Consider the following 24,575-nt stretch of genomic DNA (forward strand, 5'->3'; position numbering starts at 1 on the left):
GTTGACACATGACGACGAACCCGGCCATCAAGTCATCCGTACGTCTCGACGACCTCATCGCGGCCATCAAGAAGGTCCACGAGGAACCCCTGGAACAGCTCCAGGACGCGGTGCTCGCCGGTGAGCACCTCGGCGACGTGGCCGACCACCTGATCGGCCACTTCGTGGACCAGGCCCGGCGTTCGGGCGCCTCCTGGACGGACATCGGCAAGAGCATGGGCGTCACCCGGCAGGCGGCCCAGAAGCGGTTCGTGCCCAAGGAGGGCAACGACCTCGACCCGAACCAGGGCTTCAACCGCTACACGCCCCGCGCCCGCAACACGGTCATGTCCGCGCACAACGAGGCCCGGGCCGCGCGCAACGCCGAGAGCCTGCCCGAACACCTGGTCCTCGGCCTGCTGGCCGACCCTCAGGGCCTGGCGGTCAAGGCGATCACCGAGCAGGGCGTCACCGCGCGGGCGGTCGCCGAGGCCGCCCGCGCGGCGCTCCCGCCGGCCGTCGAGGACGCCCCCGAGCTGGTGCCGTACGGCCCGGCGGCCAAGAAGGTCCTGGAACTCACCTTCCGCGAGGCCCTCCGCCTCGGCCACAACTACATCGGCACCGAGCACATCCTGCTCGCCCTGCTGGAGCACGAGAACGGCAAGGGCCTCCTCAGCGGCCTCGGCGTCGACAAGACCGCCACCGAGCGGTACGTCGCCGACATGCTGGCGCAGTACGTCGAGACCCGGACGGAGGACGAGAGCGAGGGCGAGCAGGAGGGCTGAGCCCCGGGGGACCGATCAGGAGGGCCGTTGTCAGACCCCCCTGCCACACTCGCAGCATGGCCGACCGGTGGGCACTCGCTCCGGCCGAGGACGGTGGCGTGGACCTCGCCCCCCTCGGCCCGGACGGGCTGCCCGCCGCTCCGGCGTTGTGGGAGGCGGACCTCGCCAAGGCCGTCCGGAGCCGTCCCGGCGTCACGCGGTGGGTGTGGCGGTCCACCGCCGAGGTCTACCCGCGCCTGCTCGCCGCGGGGGTGCGGGTGGAGCGGGCCTACGACATCGAGGCCGCCGAGACGCTCCTCCTCGGCCACGAGGGGCGGCACGGGGAACCCCGTTCGGCCGCGGCGGCGCTGGCCCGGCTACGCGGCGACGCCGTACCGCCCGATCCGCCCCAGCGCCAGGCCGAACCGGGCGCCCAGTCCTCCCTGTTCGAACCCCAGGGCGTCCGGCTGCCGCTGACGGACCTCCTCGCGGTCTACGCCGAACAGCAGCGGCGGACCGACGCGACCGCGCACCCGAACCGGATGCGGCTGCTGACGGCCGCCGAGTCGGCGGGGATGCTGGTGGCCGCCGAGATGAACCGCGCGGGACTGCCCTGGCGGGCGGACGTGCACCGCGCGGTGCTGCACGACCTGCTCGGCGAGCGGTACGCGGGCGGCGGGGAGCCACGCCGGCTCGCCGAGCTCGTCGACGAGGTGTCCGCCGCCTTCGGCCGCCGGGTCCGGCCCGACCTGCCCGCCGACGTGGTGAAAGCCTTCGCGCAGGCCGGCGTCAAGATCACCTCGACCCGCCGCTGGGAGATCGAGTCCGTCGACCACCCGGCCGTCAAACCGCTGATCGAATACAAGAAGCTGTACCGGATCCGGGTCGCCCACGGCTGGTCCTGGCTCCAGGACTGGGTGCGCGACGGCCGCTTCCGGCCGGAGTTCCTCGCCGGCGGGACGGTGACCGGCCGCTGGGTGACCAACGGCGGGGGCGCCCTGCAGATCCCCAAGGTGATCCGCCGCGCGGCCGTCGCCGACCCCGGCTGGCGGCTCGTCGTCGCCGACGCCGACCAGATGGAGCCCCGGGTGCTGGCGGCCATCTCCCGCGACCCCGGTCTGATGGAGGTGGCAGGCCGGGAGACCGACCTGTACCAGTCGGTGTCCGACCGCGCCTTCTCCGGCGACCGCGCACAGGCCAAGCTCGCCGTCCTCGGCGCGGTCTACGGCCAGACCTCCGGCGACGGCCTGAAGAACCTCGCCGCGCTCCGACGCCGCTTCCCCAGGGCGGTGGCCTACGTCGACGAGGCCGCCCGCGCGGGCGAGGAGGGCAGGCTCGTACGGACCTGGCTGGGCCGCACCTGCCCGCCTGCCGCCCGTACGACGGACGACGCGACGGAGGAGGCGGGCATCCCGGTCGCGGAGGAGGACCAGGAGTCCGATGCCCGCCAGTGGGTTCCAGGCCACGCCTCGACCAACGCCCGCGCCCGTGGCCGCTTCGCCCGCAACTTCGTCGTCCAGGGCAGCGCCGCCGACTGGGCCCTGCTGCTGCTCGCCGCGCTGCGGCAGGCCCTGAACGGCATGGCGGCCGAGCTGGTCTTCTTCCAGCACGACGAGGTGATCGTGCACTGTCCCGAGGAGGAGGCGGAGACGGTGGTGTCGGCGATCCGGGGGGCCTCGGACCTGGCCGGCCGGCTGACCTTCGGCGAGACCCCGGTGCGGTTCCCGTTCACGACGGCGGTGGTGGACTGCTACGCGGACGCCAAATGACCGGGTCACCGGCAGCGCCCCCCGTCGTTTCGCCCATCGGGTCAGACGACCGGTGGCCGTCCGAGCCGGGTGAGCCGCCACACCGTCCGCCAGCTCATGGCCCGCCGCTCCCCGGCCGGCTCCCGCAGCCCTTCCACGAACCCGCCGAACCAGGCCCGCAGCCCGCCGGCCGACCGGTTCCGCAGCAGGGTGAGCAGCATCCACACCCCGAGATGGACGGGGACGAGGACGAGCGGCAGCCGCCGCCGGGCCGGCCACACCCGGTTCCGGGCGTTCACCCGGTAGTAGATGGCGTGCCGGGCGGGGGAGGTCTTCGGGTGCTGGAGCAGCAGTTCGGGCGCGTAGCGGATCCGCCATCCGGCGTCGACGGCCCGCCAGGCGAGGTCGGTCTCCTCGTGCGCGAAGAAGAACGCGGCGGGCCAGTCGCCGATCTCGTCCAGCACGGTGTTCACCGGGCAGGACGTCAGGGGGCGTTCAGGAGGGCTTGACGACGGAGACGACGGACCAGCGCAGCGCACTCGCCCCCGAACCGCAGCGCACCACCTGAAGCCTGGCGTCGTTCCCCGCGGAACCGCCGCCGACCACGCTCATGCACAGGTCGCTCGCGGCGTTGCGGATCAAGTAACCCCCCGACCGCGGGTCCAGCCACCAGAGCTGGTTGTCCGCGTCCGGTCTGCAGTGGTACTCGGTGACCTTGGTCCCGGGTGCGACGCTGCCGTAGTCGGGCAGGTCCATGCACATCCCGTCCTTGCGGTTCCTGACGACGAACAGGCTCGCCCCCTGGGGCCCGCCGTCCGCGTCGGCCACCTCCAGGTCCCAGAGCTGGTTGTCCTCGGTGGTGGGCCGGCAGTTGTACTGGCTCACCGGGCCGTCGACCGACCCCATGTCGAAGTAGGGCAGGTCGGCGCACTTGCCGGTCGCGACGTTCTTCAGCTGCGCGTTGACCCGGGTGGAGAGGGCGTTGGCCAGTTGCCGGGCGGTGATCGCGGGGGACTTCTCCGCCTTCGGCGCGGCCTTGCCGTCGTCCTTCTTCTTCTCGGTACCGGCCCGGGGCGCGGCCTTCTCCTCGGCGTCCGCCTCGCCCGAACCGGAGGGCGAGGGAACGGACTTGACCTCGGACTCGGCCGGAGGACCGGACGGGGACCGGGCTCCGCTCGGCGACGCCGAGGGGGACGGGGCGGCGGCCTGGTAGTCGGCGGCCGGAATGTCGTCGGACATACCGGGGTCGAGCGTCGTTCCGCCGACGGGAGCCGTCCCGACCGTGCGTTCGTCCTCACGGCTCAGTCCAAGTACCAGCAGGGGTACGCAGATCAGCACCGCCCCGACGATGGCGGCCGCGGCCACCATGGGCCCGCGCAGACGCCCCGGCACCGTCTCGTCGGCGTCCGCGCCCGCCTCCGCTTTCCCGCCGTCGCCGTTTCCGGCCGCGACCACACCGGCCGCGGCCTCGGCTTCCGCTCCGTCGGAATCCGCCGCCTGCCGCTGCTGTTGCTCCTGCTGCAGTTCCTCCTCGGCGGCGGCCCGGGAGCGCCGCTCGGAGGATGTCGGTACCGGTACCGCGGCGTCCGGGTCTGCGGCGGATTCGGGTGCGGGAGCGGGAGCAGGGCCGCGCGGTCTCAGATCCGTGCCGGGGTCCGTGCCCGGCGCGGGCACGGAAACCGCACGGCGGACGGCGACGGCCGGCGTCGCCCCGCCGGCCGGAGGTTCGTGCTGACGTGGCATAAACGCTGCTCCTCATTCACCGCAACCCACCCGGCCCCGTCGATCACAGGCATGTCCCAAGGGCCCGAAGCTCACGCAACCCACTCTGGATCACGCTTGGTTGCGTCCGGACCTCGGTCGGGTGAACGTAGGACGACACAGGCCGGGTCCGAGCAGCCCGAACCTATGCGGGCATCGCCCCGCTCTGTTCCGCCTTGCGGTGGCGGGCGGACAGGCGGGAGCCGGACTCGCGGCGGGCGGCGCGGCGCAGGAGGGGGATCGCGAGGAGGAAACCGAGGACCGCCCAGGCCGTCAGCACGAGGGCGACCATGGGCAGCTCCCAGGAGCCGGCCGGCTCGGCGGCCCGTGCGGCATCCGGCAGCAGCGCCGAACGCAGGCCCTGTGCCATCCACTTGAGCGGGAAGACGGAGGCCGCCTGCTGGACCGGCACCGGCAGCGAGGTGATCGGGAACACCGTTCCGGAGGTGAGCAGCAACCCCATCATGGGCAGCATGATCAACGCCAGCGCCTCGCGCGGATTGGGCAGGACGGCGCCCAGGGCCGCGCCCAGCGGTACGACGGCGAGCAGCCCCAGCGTGGTGACCCAGAGCAGCGTCAGCCAGCCGCCCGGCCCCTGCGGCAGCGGCCCGCCCGCCAGCAGCGCCGCGGCCACCAGGAGCAGGGCGAGGGTACCGACCGCCGTGACGACCACCAGCAGACACTTGGCGACGAGGTAGGCCGGTATCCCGCCGGGCGTGGCGCGCAACCGCAGCAGGGCGCCCTCCTCCCGCTCGGTCACGAGCATCTGCGGGAGATTGAGCAGCCCGATCTGGAACAGCAGATAGGCGGCGAACCCCGCGAGCATCAGATGGGCCATCGGGGTCCGGGTGCCGGGCACGTCGTCGCTGATGTAGGCGATGACCAGCAGCGCGACGGCCACATTGGTCAGATGGCCGAACATCTCCTTGGGGTTGCGCAGGAGGTGCCGTAGCTCGATGCCACCGCGGAGGAATCCGGCACGCCAGTAGTGGCGGGCGGGACGGCGCGGGGCGCTCGTCCCGCCCGGCGCGTCCTCTTGTGTGTCCCTCATGCGGTCGCTGCCTCCCCGTCCGTGCTGCCGTCCTTCTGATGGACCATGTGCAAGTAGGTGTCCTCCAGCGTCGGACGGCGGACCTCCAGGCCGGCGATCGGGCCGTCCGCGTCCCGGTGGAGTTCCCAGACCAGCCGTGAGGGGTCCGCGGTGCGTTCACGGCGGTACGTCCCGTCGTCGGCCGTCCAGCGGACCTCGGCCTGTGCGGCGGCCCGCCGGGCCAGCTCCGACGGGGAGCCGCAGGCCCGGATCCGGCCGCCGACCAGCATGGCGATCCGGTCGGCGAGCCGCTCCGCCTCCGCCAGGTCGTGGGTGGTGAGCAGGACGGTGACGCCTTCGTCGCGGGCCAGCCGTTCGACCAGGACGTGGAACTCGTGCCGCGCCTCCGGGTCGAAGCCGGTGGTCGGCTCGTCCAGGAACAGCAGCTCGGGGCGGCCGACGATGCCGAGTGCGACGTCCAGCCGCCGGCGCTGCCCGCCGGACAGCCGGTCCACCTGCCGGCCGGCCTGGTCGGTGAGGCCGACCAGGGCCAGCAGGTCGGCCGGGTCGCGCGGGCGGGGGTAGTACGTCCGAAGTGCGTCAGCAGCTCGGCGACCCGCCAGCGGCGGTGGTCGCGCCAGGACTGCAGGACCAGTCCGATACGGCCCCGCCAGGCGTCGTCGCCCCGCTCCGGGTCCGCACCGAGGACACGGACCTCCCCGGCCGACCGCCGCCGGAAGCCCTCCAGGATCTCCACGGTGGTGGTCTTCCCTGCCCCGTTGGGCCCGAGCAGCGCGAACACCTCGCCTCGGTGGATGTCCAGATCGACGCCGTGGAGGACGGCGACATCGCCGTACGCCATGGTCAGATCGCGGGCCTGGACGACGGGTCGGGTGGTTGCGGCGGGTGCCGTCATCGTGCTGCCTCCGCATGGCGCTGACCTTGTTCCGTCCCGGCCTCGTCCGTTGCCGTGCGCCCGGCTCCCTCGACGATCGCCCGGAGCGCCGCCACATGACCGTCGAAGGCGATGCGGCCGCGGCCCGTCAGCCGTACCTTGGTACGCCGCTTCCGGCCACCGCCCTCCTTCCGGATCTCCAGATATCCGGCCTCTTCCAGGGTGTGCAGCTGTTTGGAGAGCGCGGAGTCACTGAGCGAGAGGCTGTCGCGGATGAACGCGAAGTCCGCCCACTCGGTGGTGGCCAGCAGTGCGACCACCGACAGCCTGGTGGCGGGATGGATCAGCTCGTCGAAGCCGGCGGGGGTGCTCATCGGCCCGACTCCTCGCGGGCCGCCGGTTCACCGCGACCGCGCAACGAGCCGACCGCCCAGCGGTTGGCCGGCCTGACGAACAGCACGAACACGGCCGCCGAGACCGTGGCCTGAACCGGACTGGCGAGCATCGGCTCCAACGGCAGTTCCTCGACCAGTCGGCCGGACAGCAGAACCGTCCCGCCGGTCACGACCATCCCCCCGACGAACACGGCGGACATCCGCCAGTCGTAGCGGGTGCGGTGCAGGCGCACCCGGCTCCTGCGATGGAAGATCACGGCCGCCCCGCCCAGCAGCGCGACGTACCCGGCGAGGGCCAGCCAGACACCCCACCGGGGCAGGTCCAGGCCCATACCGGCCAGGAAGACCCACATGATCGCGGCCGTTACGTAGGTCGCGCCGGCACCACCGGCCGCACACCGCTCCACCTCGTCGTACACCCGCTCCTGCGGCACCCGGATGCGCTGCAGGTCCTTCCACGCCTGTTCGGCATCCACCGACGCACTCACGATCATCGCCTCCCCGTTTCACTTTCCTGCTGGGAAAGTTAACTCTTGACTTTCCCGGAAGGCAAGCCCGGAGTCGACGCCCTCGTGGCCGCCACCGCCCTGGTCTCCCCCTCCCCCGTGACCGTCCTGACGTCGGCCCCCCGAGGACCTCCACATGCTGCGCGGTCCCGGCGTCCACGTCCTCAAGATCTGACGGAGCGCGATGCCGAGGGCTCGAGGCGTACTCCAGTGTGCTGTTCACGCACCCGTCGGCGATCGTCGATGTGCTCCACGCGTCAGGCGAGCCTGCTGGTCCACGCGGATGACGACCTCACATGCACCAGACGACGCCGCTCGAACTGGTGGGGGACGCGCGGCATCTGTCGCCGTCGGCGCAGGAGGCCCTGCGGCTGCGGGCGGTGGCCGCGTCAATGGCGGGGCGGGACCGTGAGGACGTGGCGGCGGTCTTCGGGGTGTCGTTGAAGGCGGTCGACGGGTGGCGGGCGAAGTGGCCGGCCGGCGGTCGGGAGGCGCTGGTCATGCGGCCGAGGGGCAAGCCGGTAGGGGTGCATCAGGTGCTCGGTGAGGCCGATCAGGCCGCCGTGCGGCAGGCGGTTCTCGATCACCGGCCCTGTGACTTGGAGCTTTCCGGCCAGTTGTGGACACGGCGGCTGGTGGGCGACCTCGTTGCGAAGCTGTACCGGGTGCGGCTGACCGAACCGGGAGTGGGGAAGTACCTCAAGCGATGGGGGCTGTCCTTCCAACGCCCCGACAAGCGGACCGTCGAGCAGCACCCCGAGGCCGTGGCGCGCCGGCAGCAGGAGGCGTGGCCGAAGATCCACGCGAAGGCGAAGAAGGACGGCGGCGGGATTCTCTTCGCCGACCAGGTCGGCATCCGGTCCGGCCAGGTCACCGGTCGCACCTGGGGTGAGAAGGGGAAGACCCCTGTGGTGCGTCGGAGCGGAAAACGGTTCCCGGTCAACGCGGTGTCGGCGATCAGCACCAAGGGCCGGACGCACTTCATGGTCTTCACCGAAGGCTTCACCGCCGAGGTGATGTGCCGCTTCCTTCAGCGGATCGCCGGTCACTTCGGCCACAAGGTCCATCTCGTGGTCGACGGGCACTCCGCCCACCGCTCCAGGAAGGTCCGCGACTGGCTCGCCGCCCACTCCGACGACGTCGAACTGCACTTCCTGCCCCCGTACTCGCCCGAGCTGAACCCCGACGAGCCGGTCAACGCCGACCTCAAGCACAACCTGCCCAAGCAGCACCGGGCTCACGACCAGGCCGAACTCGCCTCCGAGGCCCGCCGTTTCTTCCACAGACGCCGGCGACAGCCGCACATCATCCGCGGCTGCTTCGGCGGCCCACACGTCCGCTACGCCCTGGACGAGAACCCCATGAGTCTCTGATCAATAGACCAAGAGCCGATCGAGGGAAAGGAAAAACCCCAGGTCACGGCGAGTGAGTCCTGGGGTTTCTCGGAGCCGCCTTCGGGATTCGAACCCGAGACCTACGCATTACGAGTGCGTTGCTCTGGCCATCTGAGCTAAGGCGGCACGCTGCGCACCCATGGTGCGATCAGCAACGTCGGTAAGTCTACACAGTTTCCGAGGGTGCTTCGTACCGGCCCCGGAGGCGGGCCGGAGCGGCTGCCTCCGGGGCGGGCGTACCGGCTACGAGCAGCGCTTTCCGTCCTTCGGCGGGGTGCCGGCGAGCAGGTAGGCGTTGATCGCGGAGTCGATGCAGGCGCTGCCCCGGCCGTAGGCGGTGTGACCGTCACCCTCGTAGGTGAGGAGACGGGCCGAGGAGAGCTGGCCGGCCAGGGCCTCGGCCCAGCGGTACGGGGTGGCCGGGTCCCGGGTGGTGCCGACGACGACGATCGGGGCCGCGCCCTTCGCCTCGATGCGCTGAGCCTCACCCGTGGCCCGCACCGGCCAGTACGCGCAGTTCAGTGAGGCCCAGGCGAGACCCTCGCCGAACACCGGGGACGCCTTCTCGAAGGCGGGCAGCGCCCGCCGCACCTCGTCCGGGGAGTCGAAGGCGGGCGGGAGGTCGAGGCAGTTCACGGCCGCGTTGGCGAACATCAGGTTGCTGTAGTCGCCGTTCGCGTCACGTTCGTAGTAGCTGTCGGAGAGGAGGAGGAGTCCGGCTCCGTCGTTCTCCCTCATCGCGGCCGTCAGCGCCTCGCGCAGCTGCTGCCAGGCGCCCTCGTCGTACATCGCGGCGATCACGCCGATCGTCGCCAGCGACTCGGTGAGCCTGCGGCCGTCGGCGTCACCGGTGGGGATCGGCCGGGTGTCGAGCTTCTCGAAGAACGCCTTGAGGTTCTCGCCGACCTGCCCGGCGCCGGTGCCCCGGCCGCCGAGCGGGCAGTCGCTCTGCCGCACGCAGTCCTTCGCGAAGGCGGTGAACGCCGTGTCGAAGCCCTCCGTCTGCTCGATGTTGAGCCGCCGCGCGGACAGCGAGGGGTCCATCGCGCCGTCCAGCACCAGCCGGCCCGCCCGGCCCGGGAACAGCCCGGCGTACGTCGCGCCGAGGAAGGTGCCGTACGAGGCGCCGACGTAGTTCAGCTTCTCGTCGCCCAGCGCGGCCCGGACGATGTCCATGTCCCGGGCCGCCTCGACGGTGGACACATGACGCAGCAGCTTCGGCGCGTCCGCCCCGCAGCCCTCGGCGAACTTCTTGTAGGACGCGACCAGCGCGCCGGTCTCCTTCGCGCCGTCCGGTGTGACGTCCGCCCGCGTGAACGCGTCCATCCCGGGCCCGTCCAGGCACTCGACGGGGTCGCTGCCGGCGACGCCCCGCGGGTCGACGGCCACCATGTCGTAGCGGGCGCGCACGTCGGCCGGGTAGCCGATCCCGGCGTACGCCTGGACGTAGCCGATCGCCGAGCCGCCCGGGCCGCCGGGGTTCACCAGCAGTGAGCCCAGCCGCTTTCCCGGGCCCGTGGCCTTCTTGCGGGTGAGGGCGAGGCGCACGTCACCGGCCGACGGTTCGGCGTAGTCGAGCGGGACCTTCAGCGTGGCGCACTGGAAACCGGGGACTCCGCAGTCACGCCAAGCCGGTTTCTGCTTGTAGTACGGCGTGAGGGCCGCTGGTGTGGAGTGCGGCAGGGGGGCGAGGGCTGCCGCAGCCTCCCCCGCCGCCGCACTGGCCGTACTCGGGCTGTTCCCCGAGGAGCAGCCCGAGATCAGCAGCGCGACGGCGGCGAGCAGAGCGACTCCGGTTCCGGTACGGGTCCTGCGGTGGGTGCGCCTTGTGTGCATGCAGCGAGCGTAACTGTGCGCAACGCAATGGATGCTCTGTGCGCACGCTGTGCCTCGTACGAGTTACCGCGTCAAGTCACTGAGCGGATGCCCTCGGTCAGCCCGCTCTGAGGGCCATCGTCATCGCCTCCACCGCGAGCAGCGGGGCCACATTGCGGTCCAGGGCCTTGCTGCACGCCGCGATCGCCTCGATGCGGCGGAGCGTGGACTCCGGGGAGCTGCCGCGGGCCAGGCGCTCCAGCACGTCCTCCGAGTCCGCGTTGGCGATGGCGACGCGTGAGCCGAGCTGGAGGGCGAGGACGTCGCGGTAGAAGCCGGTCAGGTCGCTCAGCGCGACGTCGAGGGTGTTGCGCTGCGTGCGCCGTCTGCGGCGTTTCTGATCGTCCTCCAGTTCCTTGATCACGCCTGCCGTGCCGCGCGGCAGCCGGCCGCCCTGGGCCGCGCCGAGCGCCGCCTTCAGTTCCTCGGTCTCTTTGCTGTCCATCTCCTCGGCAAGCTGCTTGGCGTCCTCCGCCGCCACGTCGACCAGCTCCTGGGCCGCCTTGAGCGCGCTGCCGACGTCCTCGACCCGCAGCGGCAGCTTGAGCACGGTGGCCCGGCGTGCGCGGGCGGCCGGGTCGGTGGCCAGACGGCGGGCCCGGTCGACGTGGCCCTGGGTGGCGCGGGCGACGGCGGCGGCGACGTCCGGCTCGATGCCCTCGCGCCGTACGAGCATGTCGGCGACGGCGGCCACCGACGGCGTGCTCAGGTTGAGGTGGCGGCAGCGGGAGCGGATCGTCGGCAGGACGTCCTCGATGGAGGGGGCGCACAGCAGCCAGACGGTGCGGGGCGCGGGCTCCTCGACGGCCTTGAGGACGGCGTTGCCGGACTTCTCGTTCAGCCGCTCGGCCTCCTCTACGAGGATGATCTGCCAGCGGCCGTTCGCGGGTGAGGTGAACGACTTGCGGACGGTCTCCTTCATGTCCGGAAAGCGGATCTCCGCGCCCATGGCGACCACCGTGCTGACGTCCGCGTGGGTGCCGATGAGCGCCGTGTGGCATCCGTCGCAGAAGCCGCAGCCGGGAGCGCCGCCCAGTGCCCGATCGGGGCTCACGCACTGCAGCGCTGCGGCGAAGGCCCGCGCCGTCTGTGCCACTCCCGCGCCAGGTGGGCCGGTGAACAGCCAGGCGTGCGTCATGCTCGACGTTTCGGGAAGCGGGTCGTCGGCCTCGACGGCGGTGACGAAGGCGTCCGCGTCGCGGGCGGCGCCGGCGAGCTGCTCGCTCACCCGCTCCTGCCCGACGAGGTCGTCCCACACGGTCATGGGTCAGCCCGTCCTTCCGTCACGTCCGCCTTACCGGGTCCATTGTGCGGGTGGGCACTGACAACGCCCGCACCTGTGGAGCGACCGGTCAGCGCCGACGCCCCCGGCGGCCTCGGCCGCCGTCCTCGTCATCGTCACCGTCACCGTGCTCGTCGTCGTGCCGGCCGCCGTCCTGCGGGCCCAGCAACTCGTCGGCCAACGTCGGCAGGTCGTCCAGCGGGGTCTCCTCGGCCCAGTCCGAACGCTGCCGGCGGCGGGGCTCCTCCGGGTCGATCCGGGGCAGCTCGCGCGTGCGGTCGTCGGGGCCGTCGGTTCCCTCGGATCCGCTCGCCGGGCGCTCGTCCCGGAAATAACCGGACGGCACCCGCCGGTCCGCGGGGCCCTGCTCGTCTCCCCGGACCGAAGGCAGCACCGCCGTCTCGTCCACCGCGCCCGGCGGCACCGACGGCTTCGGCAGCTCGGTCGTCACCTCGGCTTCGGACATCCCGGACCGCCGCCCGGCGTCCTCCTCCGGCACCCGGGGCAGCACGGCGGTCTCGTCGACCGGCCCGCCCGACGCGTTCGTCGGCGTCACCACCGGCGTCGGTACGGTCACCGCTTCGTCAGCCGCGCGCCCACGTGCGGCATCGGTGGCACCCGTCGTCTTCGGTCCCGCCTCCGCCGCGGCCGCCGCCTGTTCGGCCAGCCGTCGGGCCTGTTCCGCACGGAGCAGGGCCTCCTCGGCCTTGCGCTGCTTCTCCAGGCGCAGCGCCTCGGCCTCGGCGCGCAGCCGCGCCTCCTCCTCGGCCTGCTTGCGGCGGCGTTCCTCCTCGGCCTTGCGGCGGGCCTCCTCCTCGGCGCGCGCCTTCTCCTCGGCGAGCAGCCGCTGCCGCTCCTCCTCCGCACGTCGGCGAGCTTCCTCGGCCCGCTGCCGGGCCTCCTCCGCCTGCCGTTCCGCCTCGCGCCGCTGCGCCTCCTCCAGTTCGCGCCGCTTGCGCTCCTCCTCCTCGGCGCGCAGCCGGGCGAGCTGCTCCTGGCGCTCGCGCTCCAGGCGCTCCTCCTCGGCCTTGCGGGCCGCCTCCTCCTCCGCCTTGCGGCGGGCCTCCTCCTCGGCCTTGCGGCGCGCTTCCTCGCGGGCCTGGATCTCGGCCTCGGACAGCGGCAGCACCTGGTCGAGCCGGTGCCGGATCACCGTGGTGACCGACTCCGGTTCCTGGCCCGCGTCGACCACCAGGTAGCGGCCGGGATCGGCCGCGGCCAGCGTGAGGAAACCGGCCCGCACGCGCGCGTGGAACTCGGCGGGCTCGGACTCCAGCCGGTCCGGCGCCTCGGTGAACCGCTCCCGCGCGGTCTCCGGGGCCACGTCCAGCAGCACCGTCAGATTCGGGACCAGCCCGTCGGTCGCCCAGCGGTTGATGCGGGCGATCTCGGTCGGCGACAGATCGCGCCCGGCTCCCTGGTAGGCGACGGAGGAGTCGATGTACCGGTCGGTGATGACGACGGCGCCGCGCTCCAGGGCGGGCCGTACGACCGTGTCGATGTGCTCCGCGCGGTCCGCGGCGTACAGCAGTGCCTCCGCGCGGTGCGAGAGGCCGGCGCTGGAGACGTCCAGCAGGATGGACCGCAGCCGCTTGCCGACCGGGGTCGCCCCGGGCTCGCGGGTGAGCACGACCTCGTGGCCCTTGGCCCTGATCCACTCGGCGAGGGCTTCGGCCTGGGTGGACTTCCCGGCGCCGTCGCCGCCCTCCAGGGCGATGAAGAAGCCGGAGGCGGCGGCCGCCTGGTCCGGGTCGTCGCCGCCGAGCAGCGCGTCGCGCAGGTCCTGCCGCAGCGGCACGCCGGAGCGGTCGTCGACCTTGGCCAGCACCAACGCGGCCACCGGCAGCAGCAGCGCGCCGACCAGCATCAGCGTGAAGGCGGCGCCGCCGTGCGCGAAGACGAACCGGCCGTTCTCCAGTCGGTGCGGCCCGATGCCCGCGGCGACCAGCGGGGCGATCACCGCGCCGAGCGCCACGAAGACCCGCACCACCGCGTGCAGGTGCTCGGTCGTACGGGCCCGCCGCTGGTCCTCGGTCTCCTGGTCGAGCAGCGTGTGCCCGGTGTTGGCGGCCATGCCCGCGCCGACACCGGCCAGCGCCATGATCAGCACCACGCTGGTGACGTCCGGCACGAGTCCGGCGGCCAGCAGCGCGACACCCGTGAAGGCGAGCGCGAGCGCGAGCAGCCGGCGCCGGGACAGGGCCGGCAGCAGGGCGGGCGCCGTACGGATGCCGACGACGACACCGCCGGTCAGCGCGCCCACCAGCAGGCCGTACAGCACGGGTCCGCCGCCCAGGTCCTTGGCGTGCAGCACCGACACGGCGACGGCGGCCGACACGGCGGCGGCGACGGACGCGGACGCGAGCACCAGCAGCGGCATCACGCCGGTGCGGCCCTTGTCGGGGCCGGTGGCGCTCTTCGGGCGGCGCAGTCCCTCCAGCGGCGACCGTGCGCGCGGGGTGCGGGTGCCGGGCAGTTCCAGGAAGGTCAGGACGGACAGCGACGCGGCGAACAGCCCGGCCGCGACGTACGAGGCGAGGGCCGCCCGGTGTTCGCCGAACCAGTCGATCCCGGTGCCGAGCAGGTTGTTGAACAGGGCCGCGACGACGAGCGCGACGGCCGCGAGCGGTATCGCCACGAAGCTCGTGCGCAGCGACAGCCGGCGCAGCGCGTCCATGTGGTCGGGCAGCGGACGCACCGTCGCGCCCTCGGGGGGCGGGGCGGGCAGCAGCGAGGGCGCGGCGCTCTCCCGGCACACCGTCCAGAACCGCTCGGCGACACCGGTCACGAAGGCCGTGACGAGGAGGACGGCCAGCGCGTCCTCGGGCACCCAGTCGATCCACAGCGGCGCCACGATGAGCAACGCGGCCCGCAGACCGTCCGCGCCGACCATGGTCCAGCGGCGGTCCAGCGGTCCGTCCTGCGAGGTGAGCGACGTGAGCGGGCCGAGGAGCACGGCGCCGAACAGCAGTGTCGCCAGGATGCGTACCCCGAAAACGGTCGCCACTGCGAACGCCGCACCCCGGTAGCCCCCGCCGAAGGCCCCCTCGGCGACCGCCGCCTGCAGGGCCAGGAGGACCAGGACGAGGAGGGCGAGGACATCACCGACCCCGCCCACCAGCTGCGCACTCCACAGCCGTTTCAGCTGCGGTCGGCGCAGCAGGGCGCGGACGGCACGCTCGCGGGAGTCCGCGACAAGGGAGTCGTCGGGGGCCGGTTGAGGGGCCGTTGGCTGCTCGGCTCGCGTCATGCGTTCAGCCTATCGGCCCGCGCCGACAGCCCGGCACGACGCGCCTGGCATGCACACGCCCCGACACCGAAGTGTTGTCGGGGCGTTCGCATTTCGAACCCTTGGCGAAGATCCGCGCGGAGGGCTCAGTCCTCCGCGGCGTTCGAGGCGGTCGCCTTCTTGGCGGCGGTCTTCTTCGCCGTCGTCTTCTTCGCGGTCGTGGTCTTCTTCGCCGCGGTCTTCTTGGCGGCCGTCGCCTTCTTCGCCGGCGCCTTCTTGGCCGCCGTCTTCTTGGCGGTCTTCTTGGCGGGGCCCTTCGCCCGCTTCTCGGCGAGCAGCTCGAAACCGCGCTCCGGGGTGATCTCCTCGACGCTGTCGCCGGAGCGCAGCGTCGCGTTGGTCTCCCCGTCGGTGACGTACGGCCCGAACCGGCCGTCCTTCACCACGACCGGCTTCTCGCTGACCGGGTCGGTGCCCAGCTCCTTCAGGGGCGGCTTGGCCGCGGCCCGACCGCGCTGCTTGGGCTGGGCGTAGATCGCCAGCGCCTCCTCCAGCGTGATCGTGAAGAGCTGCTCCTCGGACTGCAGCGACCGCGAGTCGGTGCCCTTCTTCAGATACGGCCCGTAGCGGCCGTTCTGCGCGGTGATCTCCTGGCCCTCGGCGTCGGCCCCGACCACACGCGGCAGCGACATCAGCTTCAGCGCCTCGTCGAGCGTCACCGTGTCCGGGGACATCGACTTGAAGAGGGAGGCCGTACGCGGCTTGACCGCGTTCTTGCCGGTCTTCGGGGTGCCCTCGGGAAGGACCTCCGTGACGTACGGGCCGTAGCGGCCGTGCTTGGCGACGATCGCGTGACCGGTCGCCGGGTCGGTGCCCAGTTCGAAGTCGCCGCTCGGCTTGGCGAGCAGTTCCTCGGCGAGCTCGACGGTCAGCTCGTCGGGTGCCAGGTCCGTGAGGATGTCGGCACGCTGGTGCTGCTCGGTGTCCTTCTCGCCGCGCTCGATGTACGGGCCGTAGCGCCCGACCCGCAGCACGATGCCGTTGCCCACCGGGAACGACGACACCTCGCGCGCGTCGATCGCGCCCAGGTCGGTCACCAGTTCCTTGAGACCGCCGAGGTGGTCCCCGTCGCCGTTGCCGGCGTCGGCCGCGTCACCGTTGCTCGTGCCCTCGCCGAAGTAGAACCGCTTCAGCCACGGCACCGCCCGCGCCTCGCCCCGCGCGATGCGGTCGAGGTCGTCCTCCATCCGCGCGGTGAAGTCGTAGTCGACGAGCCGGCCGAAGTGCTTCTCCAGCAGGTTGACCACGGCGAAGGAGAGGAAGGACGGCACCAGGGCCGTGCCCTTCTTGAACACATAGCCGCGGTCGAGGATCGTGCCGATGATCGACGCGTACGTCGACGGGCGGCCGATCTCACGCTCCTCCAACTCCTTGACCAGTGACGCCTCGGTGTAGCGGGCCGGGGGCTTGGTGGCGTGCCCGTCGACCGTGATCTCCTCGACGGTGAGGGCGTCGCCCTCGGCGACCTGCGGCAGCCGGCGCTCGCGGTCGTCGAGCTCGGCGTTCGGGTCGTCGGCGCCTTCCACGTACGCCTTCAGGAAGCCGTGGAAGGTGATCGTCTTGCCGGACGCGCTGAACTCGACGTCCCGGCCGTCGGCCGCCGCGCCGCCGATCCTCACGGTGACGGAGTTACCCGTGGCGTCCTTCATCTGCGAGGCGACGGTCCGCTTCCAGATCAGCTCGTAGAGCTTGAACTGGTCGCCGGTCAGCCCGGTCTCGGCGGGCGTACGGAAACGGTCGCCCGAGGGACGGATCGCCTCGTGCGCCTCCTGCGCGTTCTTGACCTTGCCCGCGTAGGTGCGCGGCTGCGGGGGCAGGTAGTCGGCGCCGTACAGCTGCGTGACCTGGGCGCGGGCGGCGGCGATCGCCGTCTCGCTCAGGGTCGTCGAGTCCGTACGCATGTAAGTGATGTAGCCGTTCTCGTACAGCTTCTGCGCGACCTGCATGGTGGCCTTCGCGCCGAAGCCGAGCTTGCGGCTCGCCTCCTGCTGCAGCGTCGTCGTACGGAACGGGGCGTACGGCGAGCGGCGGTACGGCTTGGACTCGACGGAACGCACGGCGAACCGTGTGTTCTCCAGGGCGGCGGCGAGCGCGCGGGCGTTCGCCTCGTCGAGGTGGAGGGTGTTCGCGCTCTTCAGCTGTCCCAGGGAGTCGAAGTCGCGGCCCTGCGCGACCCGCCGCCCGTCGACGGTCTGGAGGCGGGCGACCAGCGACGAGGGGTCCGACTGGTCCCCCGCGCGGCCAGTCGCGAAGGTGCCCGTCAGGTCCCAGTACTCGGCGGAACGGAAAGCCATGCGCTCGCGTTCCCGCTCCACCACCAGCCTGGTGGCGACGGACTGGACGCGGCCGGCGGACAGCCGGGGCATGACCTTCTTCCACAGGACCGGCGAGACCTCGTAACCGTAGAGGCGGTCGAGGATGCGGCGGGTCTCCTGGGCGTCGACCAGCTTCTGGTTGAGCTGGCGCGGGTTGGCCACGGCCGCGCGGATCGCGTCCTTGGTGATCTCGTGGAAGACCATCCGCTTGACCGGGATCTTCGGCTTGAGCACTTCCTGCAGGTGCCAGGCGATGGCCTCGCCCTCACGGTCCTCGTCGGTGGCGAGGAAGAGTTCGTCGGACTCCTTCAGCAGGTCCTTGAGCTTCTTGACCTGGGCCCGCTTGTCCGCGTTGACCACATAGATCGGCTGGAAGTCATGGTCGACGTCCACACCGAGGCGGCGGACCTCGCCGGTGTACTTCTCCGGCACCTCGGCGGCGCCGTTGGGAAGATCACGAATGTGCCCGACGCTCGCCTCGACGATGTAGCCAGGGCCGAGGTAGCCCTTGATCGTCTTCGCCTTGGCAGGCGACTCGACGATGACGAGTCGGCGGCCGCCCTTCGCGGTCTCGCTGGTCGGGGACAACTTCGCTCTTCTCTCCGGTCGACGCTTGGGGCTCCCCAGGCGATCTCCCCCGGGGTCGGGTCATGGTGACGCTGCGGAGTGTGACGGTACATCCCGCCCCCGTGTCAAACGGGAAAAGCCCGCAACGGCCACTCGAACGGTAACCCGACTACCGCCGTTCCTGCCGCCCGGAGTGTCCAGACTCCGCCCGCGCTTATGCGGAGCGCGACCTACCGGTTACCGGGAGCTGTGGGGGTTTCACGCTTCTCACAGGCGGGTCAGGCACCATGTGCCGAGGGCCAGGGAGATCATCGCGACCAGCCCCGCGACGGTGACCGATGCGACGGGGCTCACACCCTGGGCGACGGGGCGGTGCTGCCGCGCGCGGGTCACGGTCCAGGCCAGCAATCCGCCTCCGAACAGGCAGAACACCATCCCCGCGAAGATCGCCGGTCCGCTCTCCATGGTCGCCCGATGCCCTCTTTCCCGTCCGCTGGTACCGGCCTCGGGGTGACGCTGCCACGCCCGGGCAGCGGGCAGACGAATCGGAGGTGAACGCGAGGGCTACGGACCGGAGCAAGTGTCCGTGAAACGGCCCGGGGCCCTTTCACGGAAATTCCGGATCGACGTGAAAGGGCCGGGACGGCGGCTGTGGCCGGCGTGAAGGATGCGACACAGGGCAGTGACGTGACTCATGAGGGCCGGCCCGCCGAGGCGCCCGCGAGAGCGCCGCCGCTCTTGTCAGCCGACGGGCTCCAGGAATCCCTGCTCCACGAGCAGCCGGATCTGGGCCGGCGTGCGGTCGCGCAGCAGCACGGGGTCCTCGCCGAGGAGCTGGGCGATGGCGTCCAGGATCCGGCCCGCGCCCATGGTGCCGTCGCACACGCCCGCGAAGCCCGCGCCGATCGTGTCCACCTTGGTGGCCCGGCGCATCCCGCGGTTCTGCCGCAGCACGACGTGCTCCGGGTCCTCGGCACCGGGCAGCCCGACCTGCTCCTGCACCACCTCGGCGGCCAGCGTGAAGCGCGCTTCGAGGAGCGCCGCGTCGTCGTGCGTCCGCAGATAGTCGAGCCGGTCGAAGTGCGCCCGGACCGTCTCGCCGAGCGGCTGTTCGACCGGGTGCGGCCACTCCTCCACCGTGACCGACGACACGGCGGAGCCCGACTTGCGCAGGGTGATCCAGCCGAAGCCGACCGCCTTCACCTTGCGCGCCTCGAACTCGTCCAGCCACGCGTCGTACCGCGCCCGGTATTCGGCTCGGTCACCGCGGTGGTCGCCCGCGTCCCTCAGCCACAGCTCGGCGTACTGGGTGACGTCCTGCACCTCGCGCTGCACGATCCAGGCGTCGCACCCGCGAGGCACCCATGACCTGAGTCTGTCCTGCCAGTCCTCCCCCTCGACGTGCTGCCAGTTGGCGAGGAACTGCGCGAACCCGCCCTCGTTCAGCCGTTCCCCCGCCTCCTGAACGATCGTGCGGCACAGATCGTCCCCGCCCATCCCGCCGTCGCGGTAGGTGAGCCGGGCGCCCGGCGAGATCACGAAGGGCGGGTTGGACACGATCAGGTCGTACGTCTCGTCGTCCCGGACGGGCGTGAACAGCGAGCCCTCGCGCAGGTCGGCGGCCGGGACCCCGGAGAGGGCCAGGGTGAGCGCGGTGATGTGCAGGGCGCGCGGGTTGACGTCGGTGGCCGTCACGCGCGTGGCGTGCCGGGCGGCGTGCAGTGCCTGGATGCCGGAGCCGGTGCCGAGGTCGAGCGCGGAGGCCACGGGCGTACGGACGGTGATGCCGGTCAGGGTCGTGGACGCCCCGCCGACGCCGAGCACGACACCCTCGTCGCGGCTGCCGATGCCCCCGGCGCCGCCGACCGCGCACCCGAGGTCGGACACGATGAACCAGTCCTCGCCGCCCGGCCCGCCGTACGGCCGTACGTCCACGGTCGCGGTGAGTTCGTCCGCGCCGGCGCGCGTCAGCCATCCGCTCTCCAGGCAGACGTCGACGGGCAGTACGTCCGCCATACGCGCGTGCGGCACGGGCTGCTGCAGCAGGAACAGCCGTACGAGCATCTCCAGCGGCGTGTTCCCGCGGGTGGCCCTCAGGGCGGGCACGGTCTCGCTGCGGGCCAGCGCCGTATAGGCGGGGGCGCCGAGCAGTTCGAGCAGTCCGTCGGCGGTGAAGGAGGCTCCGAGCAGTGCGTCCCGCAGCCGGGCGGCGGCTTCGGGGCGGTCGGACGAGGGCAGGGGCGGCAGGCTGGCGTCACTCACGCCCTCCATTGTGGCCGCCGCCCCCACCCGGCGCGTCCCGTGGCCGTCGGCACGGCGTCAGCTCTTGGTGGCCTCCGCCGTCGCGGTGGCCGTCTGACAGCTGGGCTGCCGGGACATCGCCTCGCCGACCTCGCCCTCCTCCAGCGCGCTGAGGGCGTCGCTGCCGCTCTTGCCGAGCTTGTCCAGCTCGGCGGCGATGTCCTTCAGACCGTCGGCGAACTCCGCCTGGTCGTCCGTGTCGAGGCCGTCGACCTGCTTCTTCAGCGAGGCGTACGACGCGGAGATGCCGTTGAGCTCCTTGACCGCGTCCGTCTGCTTCTTCTCCCCGTCCTCGACGTCCGGCGCCCCGGCCTTGTTCACGGCGGCGCCGATCGCCTTGTAGGCGTCGGACATGTCCTGGAAGGCCTTCGAGTCGGCCTTCTGGACCTCCTCCGGCGTGCTGTTGTCCGAGGTCTCCTTCTGGATCGCGGCGTTGGCCGATTTGATCTTCGCGGCCTGCGGCTGCACCGCGTCGCAGACCTGCTTCGCCCAGGCGTCCAGCTTCTCGTTGTCGTCGTCGCCGCCGCATCCCGTCAGCGCCAGTACCAGTACCGCACCGCCGGACAGTGCGGCCGCGAGCTTCTTGTTCACCGGATTGGTCCCTTCCATGGCCTTCGGCCCCGGAACATACACGCCGGATGGCCTACACCCACCCGTCGAACATCCGGTAAGGGACTTTTGAAGCCATTTGCACCATGCGAGAGAAGGCTCACGGCATGGGCCCCGCACGCCGGGAGAGGGCGGGCGGCGCGTCAAAACACGCCGCCCGCCCGCACCTTGATCCGGTGTCCGCCGTCCGGTTCTAGGAAACCACCGCCGGATCGGCCGACTTGGGCTCCGGCTCGGGATCGTCCTCGTCCTCCACCGCGATGCCGCGCCGCTTGGACACGTACACCGCGCCGACTATCACGAGCAGCGCCAGGGCCGCGATGAGCACCCTCATCCCGACACTCTTGTCCGCGCCGTAGGAGAACTTGATGACCGCGGGCGCGATGAGCAGCGCCACCAGGTTCATCACCTTCAGCAGGGGGTTGATCGCGGGTCCCGCGGTGTCCTTGAAGGGGTCGCCGACGGTATCGCCGATGACGGTGGCCGCATGGGCCTCGCTGCCCTTGCCGCCGTGATGGCCGTCCTCGACGAGTTTCTTCGCGTTGTCCCAGGCGCCACCGGAGTTGGCGAGGAACACCGCCATCAGGGTGCCCGCGCCGATCGCGCCCGCGAGGAAGGCGCCCAGGGCACCGACGCCGAGCGTGAACCCGATGAAGACGGGCGCCATCACGGCGAGCAGTCCGGGCGTGGCGAGCTCGCGCAGGGCGTCCTTGGTGCAGATGTCGACGACCTTGCCGTACTCCGGCTCCTCGCTGTAGTCCATGATCCCGGGTTTCTCGCGGAACTGCCGCCGTACCTCGTAGACCACCGAACCCGCCGACCGCGACACCGCGTTGATCGCCAGCCCCGAGAAGAGGAAGACGACCGCCGCGCCCGCGATCAGACCGACGAGGTTGTTGGGCTGGGAGATGTCCATCATCAGGCTCATCGGCGCGCCCTCACCGCTGAGCTTCTCACCCACGTCCCGCGCGCCGGTGGTGATGGCGTCCCGGTACGAGCCGAACAGCGCCGCCGCCGCCAGCACGGCCGTGGCGATCGCGATGCCCTTGGTGATGGCCTTGGTGGTGTTGCCGACCGCGTCCAGGTCGGTGAGCACCTGGGCGCCCGCGCCCTGGACGTCGCCGGACATCTCGGCGATGCCCTGCGCGTTGTCGGAGACCGGGCCGAAGGTGTCCATCGCGACGATCACACCGACCGTGGTGAGCAGCCCGGTGCCGGCCAGCGCCACCGCGAACAACGCCAGCATGATCGACGTACCGCCGAGCAGGAACGCCCCGTACACGCCGAGGCCGATCAACAGGCCGGTGTAGACGGCGGACTCGAGGCCGAGGGAGACACCGGCGAGGACGACGGTGGCCGGCCCGGTGAGCGAACTCTTGCCGATGTCCCGCACGGGACGCCGGGTCGTCTCGGTGAAGTAGCCGGTGAGCTGCTGGATGAGGGCCGCGAGCACGATGCCGATGGCCACCGCGACGAACGCGAGGACCCGCGGGTCGCCGTCCCTGCCCAGGATCGCCTCGTCGGTGACGCCGTCGAGATCGCCGTACGACGACGGCAGATAGATGAACACCGCGATCGCGACCAGGACGAGCGAGATCAGCGCGGAGATGAAGAACCCCCGGTTGATCGCGCTCATGCCGCTGCGGTCGGCGCGTCTCGGGGCCACCGCGAAGATGCCGGCCATCGCGGTGAGAACACCGATGGCGGGCACCAGCAGCGGGAAGGCGAGCCCGGCGTCGCCGAACGCCGCCGAGCCCAGGATCAGCGCGGCCACCAGGGTCACGGCATACGACTCGAACAGGTCGGCCGCCATGCCCGCGCAGTCGCCGACGTTGTCGCCCACGTTGTCGGCGATGGTCGCGGCATTGCGCGGATCGTCCTCCGGAATGCCCTGCTCGACCTTGCCGACCAGGTCGGCGCCGACGTCGGCGGCCTTGGTGAAGATGCCGCCGCCGACCCGCATGAACATCGCGATCAGCGCGGCCCCGAGACCGAACCCCTCGAGCACCTTCGGGGCATCGGCCGCGTACACCAGCACCACACAGGAGGCGCCCAGCAGGCCCAGGCCGACGGTGAACATGCCGACGACACCGCCCGTACGAAAAGCGATCTTCATCGCTTTGTGCGAGACGGCGGTGAGATCCCTTTCCGGCTCACCCTCCGCCGGAGTCGCTTCGCGCGCCGCCGCAGCGACCCGCACATTGCTGCGCACGGCGAGCCACATACCGATATATCCGGTGGCCGCCGAGAACGCCGCTCCGATCAAGAAGAACACCGACCGTCCGGCACGCTGATTCCAGTCGTCCGCGGGCAGCAGCATGAGCAGGAAGAACACGATCACGGCGAATACGCCTAGGGTGCGCAGCTGACGGGCCAGATAGGCGTTCGCGCCCTCCTGGACCGCTGCCGCGATCTTCTTCATGCTGTCGGTGCCCTCGCCGGCCGAGAGAACCTGGCGCACCAGGACTCCCGCGACCACCAGCGCCGCCAGCGCGACCACGCCGATGACCACCACGAGCAGGCGGTTCTCGTCGGTCAGCACGGCAGCTGCGAGGGATGTGGATTGGCCCGACTCTTGTGTGTTGGAAAGCCCCGCCATTCGTCCTCCTTGACGCTTGGGCTGAGCTCAAGATGTGGACGGGATTGTAGGTACCGGAAGCTGATCAAAACAGGGCGCGCGAAATGTAAATGTCCTGCACGCACTCTTCTCCAATGATCGCCGGACGGCCTGTGATCGGAAATCAGTAATGCCTTCGGGGCATTCACGTGATCGCATTTCCATGGCACGGCAGGTCGTGAACGAATTCACGCGATCAACCGCACGAGACCACTGTAAGCGCGGGCACTGACACCCGCACATGACGAAGGGCCCCACGAGGGGGCCCTTCGGAAAAACGGTCGGCGTCCGGGTGAAGCGGTCAGGCGAGGAGGGCGGCCGGTGGCACGGTGGGCCACCTCATGCGGATCGATCCGCCGTGCTCCCCCGCGCTGACCTCGACGTCGTCGACGAGTCCACTGATGACCGCGAGGCCCATCTCGTCCTCCTCGGTCTCCGCGTCGCCCGGCACCTCGCCGGGCACCCGCTCGCCGGGCACCGCATGAGGCGCCTCGTCGCCGACCTCGATGGAGAACTGCTTCTCCTCCTCGATCAGCAGCACCTTCACAGGTGCCGAGATACCGCCGATCCGGTGCAGCCCCACAGCTCGGCTGCACGCCTCACCCACGGCGAGTCTGACCTCGTCGAGGACGGCCTCGTCCACTCCGGCCCTGCGCGCCACCGCCGCCGCCACGAGCCGGGCGGTCCTGACGTGTTCGGGCAGCGCGCTGAAGCGAAGTTCGACGGTGGCCATGCATCCCCCTCGCGACTACGGGCGTGCTGTGGAGAGGCCGGGCCGCCAAAAGCCCGGCCCTCCTCTTGGTTCTCTTCCGCCGCCCGGGCACGCGGCCCGGGAACGGGGTGGTCAGTCGGTGGCCGCCACCGCTTCCTCGACCGAGGTGTGGATCGGGAACACCTTGGTGAGACCGGTAATACGGAAGATCTTGAGAATACGCTCCTGGTTGCAGACCAGGCGCAGTGAGCCCTCATGGGCACGGACGCGCTTCAAGCCGCCGACCAGTACGCCGAGTCCGGTGGAGTCGAGGAAGTCCACGCCCTCCATGTCGACGACAAGGTGGAAACTGCCGTCGTTCACCAGCTCGACCAACTGCTCGCGCAGCTTGGGCGCGGTATATACGTCGATTTCGCCACCGACCCTGACGATCGTGCGATCGCCCATGGTCTCGGTCGACAGGGACAGGTCCACGGATCCTCCAGCACCTAGCTATCGAGCGGTCGCCCTTGGGGCATCTCGGCTCAGCCCCCGGG

The 24,575-nt window shown here is 71.4% G+C and carries 17 protein-coding genes, 1 tRNA gene and 2 pseudogenes; 3 read left to right on the top strand and 17 right to left on the bottom strand.

The features are described 5' to 3' along the window. The first annotated feature begins 8 nt into the window (after positions 1–8). Entirely contained in the window at positions 9–764 is a 756-nt protein-coding gene (locus ACH4VX_RS14255; protein WP_398367685.1) for a Clp protease N-terminal domain-containing protein, read from the top strand. Positions 765–820: 56 nt separating this feature from the next. Further along, positions 821–2,512 (top strand): bifunctional 3'-5' exonuclease/DNA polymerase, encoded by a 1,692-nt coding sequence (locus tag ACH4VX_RS14260; protein ID WP_398367686.1) that lies wholly within the window; start codon positions 821–823, stop codon positions 2,510–2,512. 41 nt (positions 2,513–2,553) lie between these two features. Here ACH4VX_RS14260 and ACH4VX_RS14265 read toward each other — a convergent pair. From ACH4VX_RS14265 to ACH4VX_RS14290, 6 genes and pseudogenes are all read right to left on the bottom strand, one after another. After that, positions 2,554–2,955 (bottom strand): annotated as a pseudogene (locus tag ACH4VX_RS14265) (glycosyltransferase family 2 protein); the annotation flags it as partial. Positions 2,956–2,986: 31 nt separating this feature from the next. Continuing rightward, positions 2,987–4,234 (bottom strand): RICIN domain-containing protein, encoded by a 1,248-nt coding sequence (locus ACH4VX_RS14270; protein ID WP_398367687.1) that lies wholly within the window; start codon positions 4,232–4,234, stop codon positions 2,987–2,989. Between the two features lie 163 nt (positions 4,235–4,397). Beyond that, positions 4,398–5,303, bottom strand: coding sequence for an ABC transporter permease (locus ACH4VX_RS14275; protein ID WP_398367688.1), 906 nt, complete (start codon positions 5,301–5,303; stop codon positions 4,398–4,400). After that, positions 5,300–6,198 (bottom strand): annotated as a pseudogene (locus tag ACH4VX_RS14280) (ABC transporter ATP-binding protein). Before ACH4VX_RS14280 ends, ACH4VX_RS14275 begins: the two are co-directional and overlap by 4 nt. Beyond that, entirely contained in the window at positions 6,195–6,551 is a 357-nt protein-coding gene (locus tag ACH4VX_RS14285; protein ID WP_398367689.1) for a transcriptional regulator, read from the bottom strand. Before ACH4VX_RS14285 ends, ACH4VX_RS14280 begins: the two are co-directional and overlap by 4 nt. Then, on the bottom strand, positions 6,548–7,066 hold the full coding sequence (locus ACH4VX_RS14290) for a hypothetical protein (RefSeq protein WP_398367690.1): 519 nt from the start codon (positions 7,064–7,066) through the stop codon (positions 6,548–6,550). Before ACH4VX_RS14290 ends, ACH4VX_RS14285 begins: the two co-directional genes overlap by 4 nt. A 308-nt stretch (positions 7,067–7,374) precedes the next feature. Here ACH4VX_RS14290 and ACH4VX_RS14295 point away from each other — a divergent pair, with 308 nt between their 5' ends. Continuing rightward, complete coding sequence (locus ACH4VX_RS14295; protein ID WP_398367691.1) at positions 7,375–8,451, top strand: IS630 family transposase; 1,077 nt, start codon at positions 7,375–7,377, stop codon at positions 8,449–8,451. Between the two features lie 73 nt (positions 8,452–8,524). Here the strand turns inward: ACH4VX_RS14295 and ACH4VX_RS14300 are convergent. From ACH4VX_RS14300 to bldG, 11 genes are all read right to left on the bottom strand, one after another. Continuing rightward, a tRNA-Thr gene (locus ACH4VX_RS14300) sits at positions 8,525–8,598 on the bottom strand. Positions 8,599–8,715: 117 nt separating this feature from the next. After that, the gene (locus tag ACH4VX_RS14305) at positions 8,716–10,308 is read right to left on the bottom strand and encodes an alpha/beta hydrolase (protein ID WP_398367692.1); all 1,593 of its coding nucleotides are present in this window, start codon (positions 10,306–10,308) and stop codon (positions 8,716–8,718) included. 97 nt (positions 10,309–10,405) lie between these two features. Further along, the gene (locus ACH4VX_RS14310) at positions 10,406–11,611 is read right to left on the bottom strand and encodes a DNA polymerase III subunit delta' (protein ID WP_398367693.1); all 1,206 of its coding nucleotides are present in this window, start codon (positions 11,609–11,611) and stop codon (positions 10,406–10,408) included. Between the two features lie 88 nt (positions 11,612–11,699). Next, positions 11,700–14,879 (bottom strand): dTMP kinase, encoded by a 3,180-nt coding sequence (gene tmk, locus ACH4VX_RS14315; protein ID WP_398367694.1) that lies wholly within the window; start codon positions 14,877–14,879, stop codon positions 11,700–11,702. A 125-nt stretch (positions 14,880–15,004) separates the two neighbouring features. After that, positions 15,005–17,821, bottom strand: coding sequence for a type I DNA topoisomerase (gene topA / locus ACH4VX_RS14320; RefSeq protein ID WP_398367695.1), 2,817 nt, complete (start codon positions 17,819–17,821; stop codon positions 15,005–15,007). A 246-nt stretch (positions 17,822–18,067) separates the two neighbouring features. Then, positions 18,068–18,265 (bottom strand): hypothetical protein, encoded by a 198-nt coding sequence (locus ACH4VX_RS14325; protein ID WP_398367696.1) that lies wholly within the window; start codon positions 18,263–18,265, stop codon positions 18,068–18,070. Positions 18,266–18,541: 276 nt separating this feature from the next. Then, positions 18,542–20,071 carry a methyltransferase gene (locus ACH4VX_RS14330; RefSeq protein ID WP_398367697.1) on the bottom strand — a complete coding sequence of 510 codons (1,530 nt, stop codon included), beginning with the start codon at positions 20,069–20,071 and terminating at the stop codon, positions 18,542–18,544. Positions 20,072–20,119: 48 nt separating this feature from the next. After that, on the bottom strand, positions 20,120–20,710 hold the full coding sequence (locus ACH4VX_RS14335; protein WP_398367698.1) for a small secreted protein: 591 nt from the start codon (positions 20,708–20,710) through the stop codon (positions 20,120–20,122). A gap of 193 nt (positions 20,711–20,903) precedes the next feature. Beyond that, a complete protein-coding gene (locus ACH4VX_RS14340; RefSeq protein WP_398367699.1) occupies positions 20,904–23,309 on the bottom strand; it encodes a sodium-translocating pyrophosphatase in 2,406 nt (801 codons plus the stop codon). Positions 23,310–23,628: 319 nt separating this feature from the next. Next, positions 23,629–24,060, bottom strand: a complete 432-nt coding sequence (locus ACH4VX_RS14345) for an ATP-binding protein (protein ID WP_398367700.1) — start codon at positions 24,058–24,060, stop codon at positions 23,629–23,631. Positions 24,061–24,171: 111 nt separating this feature from the next. Continuing rightward, a complete protein-coding gene (gene bldG / locus ACH4VX_RS14350; protein WP_003991900.1) occupies positions 24,172–24,513 on the bottom strand; it encodes an anti-sigma factor antagonist BldG in 342 nt (113 codons plus the stop codon). Positions 24,514–24,575: the final 62 nt, after the last annotated feature.

The organism is Streptomyces sp. NPDC020731 (assembly GCF_044334705.1).
Taxonomy (GTDB): Bacteria; Actinomycetota; Actinomycetes; order Streptomycetales; family Streptomycetaceae; genus Streptomyces.

What these genes read in the sequence shown, in the direction of transcription:
- ACH4VX_RS14255 (WP_398367685.1), top strand. Translation starts at nt 9, where the DNA reads ATGACGACGAACCCGGCCATCAAGTCATCCGTACGTCTCGACGACCTC.
- ACH4VX_RS14260 (WP_398367686.1), top strand. Translation starts at nt 821, where the DNA reads ATGGCCGACCGGTGGGCACTCGCTCCGGCCGAGGACGGTGGCGTGGAC.
- ACH4VX_RS14270 (WP_398367687.1), bottom strand. Translation starts at nt 4,234, where the DNA reads ATGCCACGTCAGCACGAACCTCCGGCCGGCGGGGCGACGCCGGCCGTC.
- ACH4VX_RS14275 (WP_398367688.1), bottom strand. Translation starts at nt 5,303, where the DNA reads ATGAGGGACACACAAGAGGACGCGCCGGGCGGGACGAGCGCCCCGCGC.
- ACH4VX_RS14285 (WP_398367689.1), bottom strand. Translation starts at nt 6,551, where the DNA reads ATGAGCACCCCCGCCGGCTTCGACGAGCTGATCCATCCCGCCACCAGG.
- ACH4VX_RS14290 (WP_398367690.1), bottom strand. Translation starts at nt 7,066, where the DNA reads ATGATCGTGAGTGCGTCGGTGGATGCCGAACAGGCGTGGAAGGACCTG.
- ACH4VX_RS14295 (WP_398367691.1), top strand. Translation starts at nt 7,375, where the DNA reads ATGCACCAGACGACGCCGCTCGAACTGGTGGGGGACGCGCGGCATCTG.
- ACH4VX_RS14305 (WP_398367692.1), bottom strand. Translation starts at nt 10,308, where the DNA reads ATGCACACAAGGCGCACCCACCGCAGGACCCGTACCGGAACCGGAGTC.
- ACH4VX_RS14310 (WP_398367693.1), bottom strand. Translation starts at nt 11,611, where the DNA reads ATGACCGTGTGGGACGACCTCGTCGGGCAGGAGCGGGTGAGCGAGCAG.
- tmk (WP_398367694.1), bottom strand. Translation starts at nt 14,879, where the DNA reads ATGACGCGAGCCGAGCAGCCAACGGCCCCTCAACCGGCCCCCGACGAC.
- ACH4VX_RS14325 (WP_398367696.1), bottom strand. Translation starts at nt 18,265, where the DNA reads ATGGAGAGCGGACCGGCGATCTTCGCGGGGATGGTGTTCTGCCTGTTC.
- ACH4VX_RS14330 (WP_398367697.1), bottom strand. Translation starts at nt 20,071, where the DNA reads ATGGAGGGCGTGAGTGACGCCAGCCTGCCGCCCCTGCCCTCGTCCGAC.
- ACH4VX_RS14335 (WP_398367698.1), bottom strand. Translation starts at nt 20,710, where the DNA reads ATGGAAGGGACCAATCCGGTGAACAAGAAGCTCGCGGCCGCACTGTCC.
- ACH4VX_RS14340 (WP_398367699.1), bottom strand. Translation starts at nt 23,309, where the DNA reads ATGGCGGGGCTTTCCAACACACAAGAGTCGGGCCAATCCACATCCCTC.
- ACH4VX_RS14345 (WP_398367700.1), bottom strand. Translation starts at nt 24,060, where the DNA reads ATGGCCACCGTCGAACTTCGCTTCAGCGCGCTGCCCGAACACGTCAGG.